This is a genomic window from Brucella sp. IR073 (genome assembly GCF_049065735.1).
Taxonomy (GTDB): Bacteria; Pseudomonadota; Alphaproteobacteria; order Rhizobiales; family Rhizobiaceae; genus Paramesorhizobium.
The window spans coordinates 41590-56803 of the sequence record NZ_JBAKHD010000003.1; the positions used below are offsets into that span (position 1 = coordinate 41590).

The window sequence follows — 15214 nt, forward strand, 5'->3', positions numbered from 1 at the left end:
CTGCCGGGCATCTCCCCCTCAAGGGGGGAGATTGGCTGGCATCGCTGCCCCACCCACCCCGCAAACGTCTGCGATTGGCGGTCACGCTGATGACAGCGTAATCTCCCCCCTTGAGGGGGAGATGCCCGGCAGGGCAGAGGGGGGTATGCAAGCGAATTCGCTCAAACATCAGGCGCTACCGCAAATTCTTCGAAACGACCGCCGCCATTTCGTCCGCGGCCTGGATGACCTTCGAGTTCATTTCATAAGCGCGCTGCGCCGTGATCAACTCGGTGATTTCCTTGACCGGATCGACGTTGGAGGCTTCCAAATAGCGCTGTTGCAGCTTGGCGAAGCCGGGGTCGCCGGGGACGCCGACGATGGGCGCGCCGGAGGCTTCCGTCTCGCGAAAAAGATTGTTGCCGAGCGGCTCCAGCCCTGCCTCATTGGTGAACGTGGCGAGCGTCAGCTGGCCGAGATTGACCTGCTGCACCTGGTCCTGCAGCTTGGCGAACACCTGCCCGGTCTCGGTGATCGTCACCTCCACCGCCTCGGGCGGAATGGTGATGGCGGGCTCCACAGGACTGCCGTCGATAGTGACGAGCTGGCCGTCCGGATTGCGGTTGAACGCGCCGGCGCGGGTGTAGAACGTCTCCCCCGTCGGGCTCTGGATCTGGAACCAGCCATTGCCTGAAAGCGCCACGTCGAGCGGATTGCCGGTCTGGTTGAAGCTGCCCTGGATATGCAGATTGCGCACCGCCGCCGTCTGCACGCCAAGGCCCACCAGCGCGCCCTCCGGCACGATGTTCTGGTTCGCCTGGTTTGGCACCCCCGCCGACCGCTCCGCCTGATAGATGAGGTCCGAGAACTCCGCCCGCGCGCGCTTGAAGCCGGTCGTGTTGATATTGGCGATGTTGTTGGCGATGACTTCCAGATTGAGCTGCTGGGCATTCATGCCCGTGGCGGCAATGGTGAGCGCTTTCATGTCTGATCCTAACCCCAACTACAGTGGGTTGAGATTCAGGTCAGGGCGAGTCGAAAATGGTGGCTTTCGAGAACCGGAGCGCAGCGTACTTTAGTACGTGAGCACCGGAAGCGCAGAAAGACGCCATTTGCAGGCCGCCCTCACCTGAATCAGGCCTAAATCTGCATCCGGCTGATTTCGAGATATGCCTGCACGATCTTGTCGCGGATGGCGATGGCGGTTTGGAGCGACTGCTCGGCCTCCATGATTGAGCTGACCACTTCACGCGCCGGCACGTCGCCGGTCATCGAGGAGATGGACGTGGCCTCGGCGGCCCGGAGCTTGTCGCCGGTGGCGCTCGTCAGTTGCGAGAGCACGTCGCCGAAGGAAGCGCCGCTGCCGGATTCAACCGGCTTGGGCGCGACCGCGCCGGTTTGGCCGCCATTGACGACCTCGCTGAGGTTCGACAGCGCATTGCGGGTGGAGACACTCAACAGAGAATCGATCATCACGAGTTCCTCAATAGGTCGATGGTCATGGCGATCATCTCGCGGGCCTGCTTGATCACCTGAAGATTGGCTTCATACGAACGGTTCGCCTCCCGCATGTCGGCCATTTCGACCACCATGTTGACATTGGGATATTTGACATAGCCGCGTGCGTCCGCCGCCGGATGGCTCGGGTCGTACTGCTCGGTGAAAGGCGAGGAGTCGGTGCCGACCTCGGCGACGCGCACCTCCTGCGTGCCCGTCGTATGTTCGAGCTCGGTGCGGAACGAGACGGTCTTGCGCCGGTAAGGTTCGGCCTCCGGCGTCTTGCCCGTCGATTGCGCGTTGGCGATATTCTCGGAAACGATGCGCAGGCGCGTCGATTGGGCCGAAAGCCCCGACGCCGCCACCTTCAACGCGCTGACGATTGGATCGGCCATGGCCCCTACCCCCTTACCGCCGCCAGCATCATGCGGTGAAACGCCTTGACGATGCTGGTGTTGAGCGAGAATTCGCGGTTCACTTCGCCGGCCTTCATCATTTCCTGTTCCAGGTCGACGGTGTTGCCGGAATGGGTCGTCTCGCTTACATCCTCCTGGCGCATCTGCACCGCGCTGATGCCGCTGGCATTGACTTCCAGATGGTGCGGATCGGTCGCGGCCATGCTGAGCTGCGTCTTTTCGAGCACGTCGGTGAAGGGATCGACATCCCGCGCGCGAAAGCCCGGCGTGTTGGCATTGGCCACATTGCCCGCAATCGCCGCTTGCTTCACGGACAGCCACTGCGCCTGCCGCGACGCGAGATCGAAGAGATGGATGGGTCCCATAGAGATATCCCGCCAGTTACCTCATTTACTAAGCGTTAACCTACGCCCCGAATCTTGTGTGAGGCTTGCGCTGAGCTGACGGGCGGTATAGGCAGGGTTCATCTTCACCGCCGACCAGGGAGGTGCGCCGATGTTCAAGGCATTCGAGATGACCGCGCTCGCTGGTTTCGGGCCGAACGGCTGACCGCTTCAGCGAGCATTCCCAATTCATCAAGGCATCAGCTTCACGCCCATCGGACGCGTGAGCCGCCTATCCATTGGAACTGTTACGATGAAACAGAATGAACAGCCTCGCGCTGCGGATACGCCCGTTGTCACCCTCGAGAAAGTGCGGTGGGAAGATTACGAACACATCCTCGCACTCCGTCCCCATGCCCATCAGGCATCTTTCGTGGCGACCAATGAGGAATCACTGGAAGAAGCGGAAGACAATCCCGCCTGCGTTCCGCTCCTCATCCGGGCTGCGGGCGAGCCGGTGGGATTTGCCATGTACGCCCTCGACGCCGACGATGGAAATTACTGGATTTACCGCCTCATGATCGACGCCCGCCACCAAGGCAAGGGATACGGGCGCGCCGCCCTGATCCAGATTCTGGAGTTGCTTTCAAAGCATCCCGATTGCCCCTTCGTCATCCTCGGCCTGCACCCCGACAACACGGACGCGCGCAAGCTCTATGAGCAAATCGGATTCCGGATGACGGGCGAAATCATCGGCGGGGAACTGGTGATGAAATACGAATTCTAGCTGGAGCTTCCAAGGGCGAAGGCGCTGGGCGCGATTCTGAACAAAAGTCTACTGCGCCAGCTCGATCACATCCCCCGCCGATGTCTTGAGCTGCCACGTCCCAGCGCCCTCGCTTCGGCTTACAGCGACAAGCGTGCTTCCATCAGGCAAGAGTGAGCCCTTTTCGACGAACCAATAGCCCGAGGCGTCCTCGATCATTGCCATGCCGCCCACCACCTCGCGCAGGTAGAAGACCGGCTTTTCCGGATAAGGCTGGTTCTCGGGCGACGCCTCGTCCACGCCCGGCGCGCGCGGCTGGCCCTTGCCGTTGGACATGGTGGAGCCGGTCGGGTTGGTGTCGAGCTGCGGGGTGGCGGCGATGGTCTCCGATGGCAGGAATGGTCCCGGCTTGCGGAAAACCGTCTGCTTGGAGCGGTCGAGCGGGTCGCGGATGTTCTTCGGCTCAGCATTCTGCGGCGGTGTGTCCGCACGATCCCAATAGACGATGAAGGGCAGCATGGCGCAGCCCGCCGCCAGCGCCACGCCCGCCGCCTTCAGATAGCCATCGATCACCTTCGCCGTCCCGAACAGACCGGTCACGGAATCGATGGCTGGCTTGATGTTCTCTTCCTCACGGCTCATGCGGCGGACTCCTTACCACGTAAAGCGGCAGCAAGATCGTTATAGGGATCGGTGGAAACCGGCGTTTCCGGCGTCTGCCGCATCGCCTCGTAAATCTTCGGCACCAGCGCCACCGCCTGGTCGAGCAGGCCATCGCTGCCCGCCTGATAGGCGCCGATGGCGCGCAGGTCCCGCGTTTCCTCGAAGCGGGCGATCATTCCGCGCAGCTGGCTGACCAGCTTTTTCTGCTCCGGCGTCCAGCCATATTGCGCCAGACGCGAGACAGAGCCGGGAATGTCCACCGCCGGGAACCGCCCCTGCGCCGCGATGCCGCGCTCCAGCACGATATGTCCGTCGAGCGTGCCGCGAATGGCGTCCGAGACGGGGTCATTATGATCGTCGCCATCGACCAGCACCGAGTAGATGCCGGTGATCGTGCCGCTGCCTTCCAGCCCCGGCCCTGCCCGTTCCAGCAGGCGCGGCAGCTGGCTGAACACGCTCGGCGGATAGCCGCGCGAGACCGGCGGCTCCTCCGCCGCAATCGCCACTTCCCGCGCGGCATGGGCGAAGCGCGTTACCGAGTCGACGATCAGCAGCACATTCTCGCCCCGGTCGCGGAAATATTCGGCGATGGCCGTCGCGGTGTTGGGCGCAAGCCGCCGCATCATCGGGCTCTCGTCGCTGGTGGCGACCACCGTGACTGTCTTGCCGAGCTTTCCGGCCATGGTGTCCTCGAGCATGTCGCGCACTTCGCGTCCGCGCTCGCCCGTGAGCGCCAGCACCACCGTATCGAAATCCGCGGCCTTCGCCATCATGGCAAGCAGTGTCGATTTGCCGACGCCCGACCCTGCAAAGATACCGAGGCGCTGGCCGAAACAGATCGGCGTAAAGATGTCGATGACATTGACGCCGGTGCGCAAACGCTTGTCCACCCGCGCGCGGCGCATGGCGGCGGGCGGCGCGCTGTCGGCAGGCATGGGGGCATCGCCCGGCGTCAAAGGCCCCTTGCCGTCGAGCGGGCCGCCCAGCGCATCGATCACCCTGCCCTTCCACTCCGGCGAAGGCGCGATGCGCCATGCCCCATCGGGAAACACCGGCGCGCCCAGCGCGGGCACCACGCGGTCGTCGAACGGCTTCACCAGCACATGGGTTTCGGCCACGCGGATGACCTCGCCGCGATAGAGCCGCTCGCCGCAGCGCATCATCACCCCGTCGCCCAGCGTCGCCGCCCGCGACAGGCCGCGCACCGCCACCGCCGAGCGCGAGACGTCGCTGACCGTTCCGCCCATGCCGGTAAGCGGCGACGGCGCGGCGCTCTCGCGGCGCATGAAGGCCGCAAGCCGTTGCAAGGGGAGCGAAGCCGCCGTCGTCATTACGCCTTCGAGCCGAGCGTCTTGACCGCTTCGGTCAGGGTGTTTTCCTGCTGCCGGAGCAGCGCGTCCACCTGCTCGAAGGCGCGGCTGACGGCGATGAGCCGCGTCATCTCGGTGACGCCATCGACATTGGAACCCTCGATGGCGCCCTGCACCACACCGACGCTGGAATCGTCCACCACCGCCTGCGCCGGAATATCGGAAATGACGGCGGAATTGCCCGCATAGGTGAGATTGGCTTCCTTCGGAATGGAAAACAGGCCGATGCCGCCCACCTGCGCGCCATTCTGATAGATCACGCCATCGGATGAAATTTTCGGCGCACCGGCATTGGGATTGATGGCGATAGGCTGCCCGCCTGCATCCAACACCGAGTGGCCCATCACGGTGACGAGCTGCCCGTCCGGCGTCATCTGCATGCGCCCGTCGCGGGTGTAGGCTTGCCCCTGCGGCGTCAGGATCGACAGCCACGCCTCGCCCTTGACAGCCACATCGAACGGATTGTCCGTCTGGATGACCGGCCCGCCTTCGGTGCGGATATAGCTCTTGCCGGCGGAAGCGAAAGCGACATCGTCGCTCGCCTTCATGGAGACGAGCGAGTCGAACTTCGTGCCCTCGCCGCGAAAGCCCACGGTGGACATATTCGCCACATTGTTTGCGATGGCGTCCATCCGGCGCTCCAGCGAAATCTGCGCGGAAAGCCCGACATAGATGGAATTTTGCATGGTTATTGCCCCTTTTGTTTAAAGGGAAGCACCGAGAGGTCACCCCCCTCTGCCCTGCCGGGCATCTCCCCGTCAAGGGGGGAGATCAGGCCTTCATCGGCGTTCAGCGCCAATCGCTGACGTTGCAGGACGAAAGCCGAGCCTCGTGCCAGCCAATCTCCCCCCTTGAGGGGGAGATGCCCGGCAGGGCAGAGGGGGGTAATCGGATGAACGCAAACGGTTCCCATGATGCGATTACCTCCCGCCCGGCTTGAAACTTTGCAGCGTGGTGAGAATGTCCATGGAGATCCCCACCGATGATGTGCCGCCCAGAAGTAGCGAGGCGATGGATGAGGTGCTGCCTGCCGATGGATTGTTCATCTCGTACATTGCGGAGAAGCGGGTAAGGAACTTCTCCATTTCCTTGGGGTCCGACAATGATGCGATGTCGAGCCGGTCCTCGATCATCTTGGCCTGCTTGTCGATATCTGCATTGGAGACGAATGAGGGAATGCCGAGCGCCGTCTGCACCACCTGGAGCAGCGCCTTGTCGCCGAGGATTTCATAGGCATTGGTAAGCTTCCCGGCCTTGCGCTGGAAATAGAGCGCCAGCCGCACGCCCTCGTTCTGCTCCCCTGACTCTTCCTCCAGCGTCTGGCGGATATATTTGTCCACCACGCCCTGCTGCGCCTCCTTGGAGGCGGTGGCCTTGTCGCCCAGCCCGGCGAAATCGAAGGTGGTGGCGAATTCCTTGTAGCGCTTGTCGACAAGAGTATTCGCCATGCTCTCGCTGTCCGTGACGCCTTCGGTCAGCACCTTGCGGATGAACGCCTTGGCATAGGCCATGTCCTCCAGCCCATAGGCCTTCATGGCATAGCGATAGAGCCGGTCGTCGGCCATGAAATCATCGATCGTTTTCACATTGCCGATATTTTCAAGATAATAGGCCGTCTCGCGCTCGACCAGCGGCTCCTTCGATACCCGCGTCAGCGACCGCGTCATATTGGACGTGATCATGCGATAGCTTGTCAATGTATCGACCATGCCGCTGCTCCCTTGTGATCGTTTGGGAGCGTTTATCGCCCGGAAAGCTTGCCCGAAGCTGGCTTTCGCATTCAAGCGTCGGCGCTCTACGTCGCCCCCTCTGCCCTGCCGGACATCTCCCCCGCGAGGGGGAAGATTACGCCTTCAGAAGCGCGGCGCCCAATCTCAAACGGTGCAGAGTGAGCGCCGTGAGCCATGCCAGCCAATCGCCCCCCTTGCGGGGAGATGTCCGGCAGGGCAGAGGGGGGCGACGTAGAGCGCCGAGGTGTACCCTTTAAGGCCGCCGCCCCGCGAACAGGTCCGCCTTGCTCTTTATGAACTTCACCATCCGGTCGGCCACGGTGCGGATTTCGCGGCGGTGGCGGTCCTCATTGTTCATGACAAGCCATTGGCTATGGCGCAGCTCACCAATTTCCTCGCCGGCCCGCTCCAGTCGCATGTCCTGATCGCCGATAAAGCAGGGCAGCACCGCCGTCCCCGCGCCCGCCAGCGTGAGGTCGCGCAGCGAGCGGGGCCGGTTGACCGTGACGGTGAGACAATCCGCCCGGTTCTCATGCGGCCAGCGCAAATAAGAGGAGATGGCGTCCTCCTCGCCAACCGCCAGCCATCGGTCCGCCATGGAGGGATGGGCGCTGCGGGCGCGATAGGCGGCATAGGCGACCTCGCCCAGCCGCACCGCCGCCAGATTGGGCTCCTGCGGCTCGAAAGCGCGGATACCGATATCGCTTTCCCGGTGCGCGAGGCTCGCGCGCCGTTCCGCGATGTAAAAGTCGAGGCGGAAATCGTCGCGCTCGGTGCGAATCACCGAGAGGTTCCGCGTCAGGATCCAGGCCAGCCATGTGCCGCAGGCAATGCGCACCAGAGGCGAGCCGCTGCCCTCGCGCCGCCAGTTCTCGATCCGCCGCGCTGCGCCCTCCATCTCAAGGATCTGCGAAAACAGCGCCGAACCGTCAGCGGTGAGCTGATAGCCGGTGCGGCTGCGGACAAAGAGCGGGCGCCCCACCGCCGCCTCGAAATCGAGCATCCGGCGGCTGATCGTGGCAGGGCTGAGACCTGTGACCCCAGCCGCGCCAGACAGCCCGCCATGGCGCGCGACATGCATGAAGAGTTCGTATGCATCCCAACCGGTGTTTTTCATGGATGAAAAACATAGCCGGATTTGCCAGGTACAAAAAGAAGATTTTGGCGCATAGGAAAGACGACGGCTTTTCCAAAAGGAGTTTCCCATGCGTGAGAATGTCGTCGCCTCCCTTCTTAATACCGGACGCCAGCGGGTGAAGAGTGAAATCAGCAATCTACAGGCGGAGGATGCGTTTTATAAAGAGTTCGGCGATCCCTTGCCGCGGTGGTTGAGGGTTTTGGGGCGGTTGCTGGCGAGGCGGTGCTAAAATGATTCCAGATGGAACTGTCGGCGGGACAGTACCCCCCTCTGCCCTGCCGGGCATCTCCCCCCTCAAGGGGGGAGATCGGATATCAGGTCCGCTTTCGCCAATCACAGACGTTGCAGAATAAAGAACCGCCACCGATGCAGGCCAATCTCCCCCCCCCGGGGAGATGTCCGGCAGGACAGAGGGGGGTGAGCGCCGTACGCCTCCGCCAGACTCCCCCGACAAGCTTCGCGCAAGCCGCCCGCTCTATCACTGCGCGTGACCATACCCGCAGGAGAGAAAAGCTTTGGGCATTATCATCGGCCTCGTTGTCACCCTCGGCTGCATGCTCGGCGGCTTCATCGCCATGGGCGGGCATATCAGCGTGCTCATCCAGCCCTGGGAGTTCGTGATCATCCTCGGCGCGGCGCTCGGCACCTTTCTCGTCGCCAATCCGTTTTCTACCGTCAAGGACACGGGCAAGGCCTGCATGGAGGCGTTCACCAATGCCGTGCCGAAGCAGCGCGACTATCTGGATATTCTGGGCGTGCTCTACAGCCTGATGCGCGAACTGCGCTCCAAATCGCGCAACGAGGTCGAGGTCCATGTCGACAATCCGCAGGAATCGCCGATTTTCCAGGCCTTCCCCAGCGTGCTTAAGAACCAGGACCTGACCAACTTCATCTGCGATTATTGCCGCCTCATCCTCATGGGCAATGCCCGCTCGCATGAGATCGAGGCGCTGATGGACGAGGAAATCCAGACCATTTCGCGCGACAAGCTGAAATCCTACAGCGCCATGGTCTCCGTCTCGGAGGGCCTGCCAGCCCTCGGCATCGTCGCCGCCGTGCTCGGCGTCATCAAGGCCATGGGCGCGCTCGATCAGTCACCGGAAGTGCTGGGCCATCTGATCGGCGCGGCGCTGGTCGGCACCTTCGCCGGTATTTTCTTCTCCTATGCCGTGATCGGCCCCATCGCCACCAAGATCAAGACGACGCGCGAGAAGAACAACCGGCTCTATATCGTCGTCAAGCAGACGCTGCTCGCTTATATGAACGGCGCGCTGCCGCAGATCGCCCTCGAATATGGACGCAAGACCATCTCCTCCTACGACCGCCCCTCCATCGACGTGGTCGAGCAGGAGACATTGACCAGCGTTCCCACGCAGCAGGCGGCATGAGATGACCGAATTTGCCGGCACCTCGCCTCAAGGATCGAAGCCCGACGTTCTGGCGGAAAGCATTCTGCGCGCCGCCGGCATGTCGGTGGACGACCTGAAATCGCTCGGCCACGTCTTCAAAGACGCGGCCAGCAGCTTCTCCATCAGGATGAAGGAACTGACCCCCATCGCCGTCGAAACCGAGATATCGGGGATGGAAAGCGTCGAGCGGGCACAGGTTGAGGCGCTGCTTGCCCGCCATGGCATGATCGTACCGGTTGACGTCGCCTCCTGGGGCAGCACGATCCATATGGTCGGCGACCGCGCCTTCGTCTTTACCGGGCTGGAGGCTCTCTTCGGCGCCGGCGCCAATTTCGGCGCTGTCGAAAGCTTCAAGCCCTTCACCAGCATAGAGCGCAAGGTCGCGCGCGAGCTTTTCACCAATCTCGGCGCGGCGCTGGATCACGTCTTTTCTGGCGCGGACGAGCGGATTTTCCGCGTCGGCGAGCCGGTGGACACCAACGCCTTCGACCCCGAGGAATTCGGCCAGTCGCGCATCTTCGCCTGCGCCTTCACCATTCGCGCGGCGGGCAAGACCGGAACCGTGCGCCTGCTGATACCCCGCGCCTGCCATCGTCCGATGCAGGAGGCGATTGCCGAATTGCTGCGCAAGCCCTCGGCGCATTCGGACCCGGCCTGGGCCAAGAAGCTGCGGCTGGAAGTCAGCCGCGCCAAGATCGGCATCGAGGCTTTCATTCATCAGGGCACGATGACGCTGGACGAAATCGCCCGGCTGAAGCCCGGTCAGGTGCTGAAGCTGCCGAAGGACGCCATCGAGCAGGTGCGCCTGCGCTCAGGGAGCCAGGCGCTGTTCAAATGCACGCTCGGCAAGGCCGGCGCAAATTTCACCGTGCGGATTGGCGATCCCGTCAATCAGGAAGAGGATCTTATCGATGAACTTGCTGCTGGTTAACGCGATTTCGGCGGGGCTCTCGCTCGTCTCCATCGCCATCGTCGTCGTGGCGCTGCGCAAGGCGGCGGAGACGATCCGCCTTGGCCGTGCGCTCGCCGATGGCATCGCCGCCTCCTCCGCCGGGCTGGAAAAGGCGCTCGCCGCGCTGCAGGCCGAGCGCGACGACCTGCGCGACGAAAGCCGGAAGCTGAGCGCGCGGCTGGAGGAATCCGCGAAGGCGCAGCGCGAGATCAACCGCTCGCTCGACCTGATGGAGCGCATCCGCGCCGAGTTGCAAGGCGATGTCCGCGCGCTGCGCAGCTCGATAGCCGCACGCCCGGTTGCCACGTCATCCGTGCCGCAGCCTTCGACCGTTCCAGCGGCTCCGGCAAAGCCCGCGCAGGCGCAGCCGTCGAAGCTGCCCGTCTTCGTGCATCGCCGGGTGCAGTCTGCCGCGCCCACGATTGGGGCCGTGCGTTCATGACGGCGTAATCTCCCCCTTCGCGGGGGGAGATGTCCGGCAGGACAGAGGGGGGCGCTGTCCCGCCAGCATTTCAAATTCAGGAAGGTCACGACCATGAACGACGAACTCGACGAAGCGATCGAAGCGCTGAAAAGCGACCAGCCTCGCTCCGGCCGCCAGACGGGCGCGCATCACGGCGCAAGCGGCAAGCCCAATCTCGATCTCATCATGGGCATTCCGGTGGATGTGCAGGTGGTGCTGGGCGGCACCACCATGCCGGTCGCCAATCTCATGAAGCTCGGGCGCGGCGCGGTCGTCACCCTCGACAAGCAGATCGGCGACCCCGTCGACATCGTCGTCAACGGGCGCGTCATCGCCCGCGGCGAGGTGATCGTGCTGGAGGACGATTCCTCTCGCTTCGGCGTCAGCCTGACCGAAGTCATCGGCAAATAAGATGTACGAACAAGAAACGGCAGACGAAGCAGGCGCAAGCGAGGCGGCACACGCCTTGTCCCTGTCCGGCCCGCAGAAGGCGGCGGCATTGCTGGTCGCCATCGGGCGGCCGGCGGCGGCGCGGCTGCTCAAGCATTTCCAGCAGGAGGATCTGCGCCTCCTCGCCGCGCACGCGAAGAAGCTCGACCCGATTTCCGCTGCCGATTTCGAGGAACTCGTCAAGGAATTCGAGGACGCCTTCGCCGACGGCGCATCGCTTTCGGAAGCCGGTTTGCGCTTCGAAGGCCTGCTGCGCGAGGCTCTGCCGCAGGAGGAGGTCGAGGCGCTCTTCGACGACCGTCCGAAGCCCGCTCTGGTCCAGGAATCCGTTTGGGACCAGTTGACGCGCTTGCCCGTCGAAACGCTGCAGGCCTATCTGGCCGAACAGCACCCGCAGGTTATCGCCTATACGATTTCGAAGCTGCCCTCCGACATCGCCGCGCGGCTGTTCATCGCCCTGCCAGCGCGCCTGCGCAGCGCCGTCGTCCAGCGCACGCTCCATATCCGCTCCGTCACCCCGGCGGTGTCGGAAATGCTGGAGGACGTGCTGCGCCGCGAGGTGACCGGCAGCACGGACCGAGGACCCCAGCAGGCCAACCATGGCCAGATCGCCAACATCCTCAACCAGCTCGACAAGTCGGAAATCGCCGACATGCTGGAGAGCCTCTCCGACCTCAACGCCGACGACCTCTCACGGATCAAGGCCAAGCTCTTCACCTTCGACGACATCGCCCGCCTGTCGCAGCGCGCGCGCCTGCTGCTGTTCGATGAAGTGCAGACCGAACAGGTCGCCATAGCGCTGCGCGGCGCGGACCCGGAACTGCAGGAGATGATCCTCTCCTCGCTTTCCACGCGCGGACGCCGCATGGTGGAGACGGAGCTCGCCGCCGCCCAGGGCAACATCACCGCGCAGAACATCGCCGACGCCCGCCGCGCCATCGCCCGCATCGCCATTTCGCTTGCCGAACGCGGACTTATCGACATCGAGGCGGATGGCGGGGCTGAATGAATGACGGCTTCCTTGGCATTTCCATTCAGGTCGCTCGGCTAAGCCATGTCGGAAGCCCCCGATAAAGAAAGCAAAACGGAAGAGGCCACCGAGCAGAAGATCCGTGATGCCGTGGAGAAGGGCAATCTGCCCTTCGCCAAGGAAGTGCCGATCCTCGCCTCCGTCGTCGCTTTTCTCATCATCGCTGTGTTCATCGCGGCGCCGGGGGCGGCCAAGCTCACCCTGTTCCTCGCCGAACTCATCGACCGGCCCGAGGACTGGCAGCTGAATTCCAGCGAAGACGCCGGACAGCTGTTCCAGCTTCTGGGGCTGGCGACCGGCACGGCGCTGCTTCCGATATTGATTATCGTGCCGCTCGCCGGCATCGCCGCCTCCGCCTTCCAGAACGCACCGCGCTTCGTCACCGAGCGCATCCGCCCGCAATTCTCGCGCATATCCCCCGCCAAAGGCTGGGGCCGTATTTTCGGGCGCGCCGGTCAGGTCGAATTCCTGAAATCGCTGTTCAAGCTCCTGGCCGCGAGCCTCGTCGTCTTCTTCGTTTTCTTTAACAGCAATGCGCTCTTCACCGATGCGATCGCCACCGATCCGCGCGCGTTGCCCGAATTCATCCGGCAGAACGTCGTCCACCTGCTCGCCGCCAACGCCGTCGCCATCACGCTGCTTGCCGGGTTCGACATCGCCTGGTCGCGCATCCACTGGCGCAACGAGCTGCGCATGACCAAGCAGGAGGTCAAGGACGAGCACAAGCAGTCCGAAGGCGACCCGCTGGTGAAATCGCGCATCCGCTCGCTCGGACGCGACCGCGCACGGCGGCGCATGATCGCGGCGGTTCCCACCGCCACCCTCGTCGTCGCCAATCCGACACATTTCTCCGTTGCACTGCGCTACCGGGCCAATGAAGATTCCGCGCCTGTTGTGGTCGCCAAAGGACAGGACCTGGTTGCGTTGAAAATACGCGAGATCGCCGAGGCCAACGGCATTCCCGTCTTTGAGAATGTCGAGCTTGCCCGGGCATTGTATAAACAGATGCAGGTGGACCAGATGATAGCGCCGGAATTCTACAAGGCGGTGGCTGAGCTCATCCAGTTCATCAATTCCCGCCAATCGAGACATGCGGTGAGAGCATGAGAAGCACGCAATATTCGCAGACGCGCGAGGCGATCATCGCCAGTCATATGCGCGAGGTCATCGAGGACCTGCGCCTGGTCGATGTGGCTGATTACATCGCCTTCATCCGCTGCGAGCTTTTCGCCAACATCGCCGACATCGTCAATTCGGCGACCGAACTGCATTTCCAGCCGCAGACGCTGCAATTCGGCCACGGCGGCGAATATGAGCTGGACTGGAACCGCCCTCCCCGCATCACCCTCGACATGGAATTCCGCAACGAGGGCGTCTATGCCTATTTCCGCGTGCTGATCGACGCGGAGGGTGCGCAGATCGACCTGAACCACATCGCCTTCGACCACGCGGACGAAAGCCCGGAGCGCAACACGGGACGGCTGGCAGCGGCGTTGGAGAACGCGCGGATTTCGGTGAAAAGCGAGTAGCGGATGGCTATTTGAAAAACGCCAGAACGGTTTGCCAATTATTGAGAATGGTGCCCGCCGCCACGGCGATCACGAACATGCTGGCGAAGGTGGATACGGTCGGAAGGCTCTCGACCCGCCCGCGCAGATGCCCAAATGCTTCCGCGCTGGGCAACGCACCGATTTTCGAATCGACTGCGGATATGCGCGCATCAAGCGCCGATGAACGCGCATCAAGCTTCGCATCGAGTGCTGACGCACGGGCATCGAGCGTTGCCTCAAGGGCAGATACCCGCCCATCGAAACGCACCATATCAAGCCTGAACGAACTCATCTCATCGATAAGCCTGTCCAGCTTGCCGTCGATCTTGTCGAACTTTGCCTCGAGTGCAGTTACACGCGCTTCCATGCCATCTCCAGAAGGCGGCTCTCCACCTTCCGGGAAGTATAGGTAATGTCCGCCGAACTGTCGATTGGTTTCGGATTGTTCCTGGCCACGATTGGCCCCTGCTCATAGTGCCCACCACAACCCTACTATTTCCTACCTCACTGCGACTGTAAATGCGACGCGTCCGGCATCTCGATGATGCCGAGCGAGAGGGCCGTGGCGACCGCCGAGGTGCGGTTGGAGCAGCCGAGCTTGATCTTGGCGTTTTGCAGATAAGTCACTACCGTCCAGCGGGCGATATTGAGGATTTCGGCGATCTCGCCATCGGTCTTGCCGCTCGCCGCCCAGCGCAGGCAATCGATCTCACGGCGGGTGAGCAGGTTCGCCGCCGCGGCCGCCCCGCCTTCCCTCGTGCCGTAGAGCGAGTTGTGGATCAGGCTCGATGCGCTGAGCAGGTTCGGCCGCATCTTGGCGATGAACGCATCCTTGTCGGCGTCACCGACATCGAAAGCGAAAAGCGTCGAGCCTGGAAAGCCGTGGGTGTTAGCCACGCCCACCCCGACGAAAAGATTGCCGAGCCCGTGCTTCTGCGCGTCCTTGATGAAGTCTCTTACCGCTTCGCTGTTTTTCGCATCCTCGTCGAGATTGCGCAGCGTACCCGCCGCGTCAGGCCGCAGAAGCGGAGAATTGTCCTGCATCATCGGGTCGACGCTGAAATAATTCTTGGCCGAATAACGCAATATCCAGCTGGTGGGATAGGTCATCACGACAGACAGGTCCGAGGGGTTGCTCTTCACCGTCTCGTCAAACCGCGTGCGCGAAACATGCCCGATATGCTGGCAGCCGAGTTCATCGCGAATACGGCAAAACAGCTCCAATGTGCCATTCTTGGAAGAAGAACCGAAAAAGCTCTTCTTGAAATTTGGAAAATGCACAAGATCAAGGCTCATTGTACGTCCTTAGCCATCCCCGCCGGAAATGAATGATCGTCTCTCGCAAACCGTTCCATAAACGGCATTGCGAGTGTAAGCGAGTCGAATATTCGACATCGCTACAAGACGCGCAACTGGCGCAAAAGGAAACCGTCATCTCGAACGGATTCAACAACTTCCGCCAGCTTATGCACAGGAAG

20 protein-coding genes are annotated in these 15214 nt (G+C 62.6%); 9 read left to right on the forward strand and 11 right to left on the reverse strand.

All coding sequences use genetic code 11. From position 1 onward, the window contains the following. Window positions 1-175: 175 nt before the first annotated feature. The 4 genes from flgG to flgB form a co-directional block, all read right to left on the reverse strand. Window positions 176-964 carry a flagellar basal-body rod protein FlgG gene (flgG, locus tag ACOWVG_RS06785; protein ID WP_420960902.1) on the reverse strand — a complete coding sequence of 263 codons (789 nt, stop codon included), beginning with the start codon at window positions 962-964 and terminating at the stop codon, window positions 176-178. 155 nt (window positions 965-1119) lie between these two features. After that, a complete protein-coding gene (locus ACOWVG_RS06790; protein ID WP_420960904.1) occupies window positions 1120-1452 on the reverse strand; it encodes a flagellar hook-basal body complex protein FliE in 333 nt (110 codons plus the stop codon). After that, entirely contained in the window at window positions 1452-1871 is a 420-nt protein-coding gene (gene flgC, locus ACOWVG_RS06795) for a flagellar basal body rod protein FlgC (RefSeq protein ID WP_420960906.1), read from the reverse strand. Before flgC ends, ACOWVG_RS06790 begins: the two co-directional genes overlap by 1 nt. 5 nt (window positions 1872-1876) lie before the next feature. Continuing rightward, on the reverse strand, window positions 1877-2257 hold the full coding sequence (flgB, locus tag ACOWVG_RS06800) for a flagellar basal body rod protein FlgB (protein WP_420960908.1): 381 nt from the start codon (window positions 2255-2257) through the stop codon (window positions 1877-1879). 271 nt (window positions 2258-2528) lie between these two features. On the opposite strand from flgB, the gene ACOWVG_RS06805 reads away from it, so the two are divergent. Further along, window positions 2529-3002 (forward strand): GNAT family N-acetyltransferase, encoded by a 474-nt coding sequence (locus tag ACOWVG_RS06805; protein ID WP_420960910.1) that lies wholly within the window; start codon window positions 2529-2531, stop codon window positions 3000-3002. A 48-nt stretch (window positions 3003-3050) separates the two neighbouring features. On the opposite strand, the gene ACOWVG_RS06810 is transcribed toward ACOWVG_RS06805, so the two are convergent. From ACOWVG_RS06810 to ACOWVG_RS06830, 5 genes are all read right to left on the reverse strand, one after another. Then, complete coding sequence (locus ACOWVG_RS06810; RefSeq protein ID WP_420960913.1) at window positions 3051-3623, reverse strand: hypothetical protein; 573 nt, start codon at window positions 3621-3623, stop codon at window positions 3051-3053. Beyond that, window positions 3620-4975, reverse strand: a complete 1356-nt coding sequence (gene fliI, locus ACOWVG_RS06815) for a flagellar protein export ATPase FliI (protein WP_420960914.1) — start codon at window positions 4973-4975, stop codon at window positions 3620-3622. The genes ACOWVG_RS06810 and fliI overlap by 4 nt, the downstream gene beginning before the upstream one ends. After that, on the reverse strand, window positions 4975-5700 hold the full coding sequence (gene flgF, locus ACOWVG_RS06820; RefSeq protein WP_420960916.1) for a flagellar basal-body rod protein FlgF: 726 nt from the start codon (window positions 5698-5700) through the stop codon (window positions 4975-4977). Before flgF ends, fliI begins: the two co-directional genes overlap by 1 nt. Before the next feature lie 234 nt (window positions 5701-5934). Next, the gene (locus ACOWVG_RS06825; RefSeq protein ID WP_420960918.1) at window positions 5935-6723 is read right to left on the reverse strand and encodes a DUF1217 domain-containing protein; all 789 of its coding nucleotides are present in this window, start codon (window positions 6721-6723) and stop codon (window positions 5935-5937) included. A 274-nt stretch (window positions 6724-6997) separates the two neighbouring features. After that, window positions 6998-7861 (reverse strand): LysR family transcriptional regulator, encoded by an 864-nt coding sequence (locus ACOWVG_RS06830; protein ID WP_420960919.1) that lies wholly within the window; start codon window positions 7859-7861, stop codon window positions 6998-7000. Between the two features lie 88 nt (window positions 7862-7949). Between ACOWVG_RS06830 and ACOWVG_RS06835 the strand changes: the two genes are divergently transcribed. The 8 genes from ACOWVG_RS06835 (at window position 7950) to ACOWVG_RS06870 (ending at window position 13715) form a co-directional block, all read left to right on the forward strand. Beyond that, a complete protein-coding gene (locus ACOWVG_RS06835) occupies window positions 7950-8111 on the forward strand; it encodes a hypothetical protein (protein WP_420960921.1) in 162 nt (53 codons plus the stop codon). 286 nt (window positions 8112-8397) lie between these two features. Beyond that, entirely contained in the window at window positions 8398-9270 is an 873-nt protein-coding gene (motA, locus tag ACOWVG_RS06840) for a flagellar motor stator protein MotA (protein WP_420960922.1), read from the forward strand. 1 nt (window position 9271) lies between these two features. Then, window positions 9272-10222 carry a FliM/FliN family flagellar motor switch protein gene (locus ACOWVG_RS06845; protein ID WP_420960924.1) on the forward strand — a complete coding sequence of 317 codons (951 nt, stop codon included), beginning with the start codon at window positions 9272-9274 and terminating at the stop codon, window positions 10220-10222. Next, entirely contained in the window at window positions 10203-10685 is a 483-nt protein-coding gene (locus ACOWVG_RS06850; RefSeq protein WP_420960926.1) for a BAB2_0123 family type IV secretion system effector, read from the forward strand. Before ACOWVG_RS06845 ends, ACOWVG_RS06850 begins: the two co-directional genes overlap by 20 nt. A 93-nt stretch (window positions 10686-10778) precedes the next feature. Beyond that, complete coding sequence (gene fliN / locus ACOWVG_RS06855) at window positions 10779-11117, forward strand: flagellar motor switch protein FliN (protein ID WP_420960927.1); 339 nt, start codon at window positions 10779-10781, stop codon at window positions 11115-11117. A 1-nt stretch (window position 11118) separates the two neighbouring features. Beyond that, a complete protein-coding gene (locus tag ACOWVG_RS06860) occupies window positions 11119-12165 on the forward strand; it encodes a flagellar motor switch protein FliG (protein WP_420960929.1) in 1047 nt (348 codons plus the stop codon). 45 nt (window positions 12166-12210) lie between these two features. After that, window positions 12211-13293: a flagellar biosynthesis protein FlhB gene (flhB, locus tag ACOWVG_RS06865; RefSeq protein ID WP_420960931.1), complete on the forward strand. Its 1083-nt coding sequence runs from the start codon at window positions 12211-12213 to the stop codon at window positions 13291-13293. Then, window positions 13290-13715 (forward strand): hypothetical protein, encoded by a 426-nt coding sequence (locus tag ACOWVG_RS06870; RefSeq protein ID WP_420960933.1) that lies wholly within the window; start codon window positions 13290-13292, stop codon window positions 13713-13715. The genes flhB and ACOWVG_RS06870 overlap by 4 nt, the downstream gene beginning before the upstream one ends. 7 nt (window positions 13716-13722) lie before the next feature. Here the strand turns inward: ACOWVG_RS06870 and ACOWVG_RS06875 are convergent, their stop codons facing one another. Further along, a complete protein-coding gene (locus tag ACOWVG_RS06875; RefSeq protein WP_420960934.1) occupies window positions 13723-14103 on the reverse strand; it encodes a hypothetical protein in 381 nt (126 codons plus the stop codon). Window positions 14104-14240: 137 nt separating this feature from the next. Further along, window positions 14241-15032, reverse strand: a complete 792-nt coding sequence (locus ACOWVG_RS06880) for a helix-turn-helix transcriptional regulator (RefSeq protein ID WP_420960935.1) — start codon at window positions 15030-15032, stop codon at window positions 14241-14243. Between the last annotated feature and the right edge of the window lie 182 nt (window positions 15033-15214).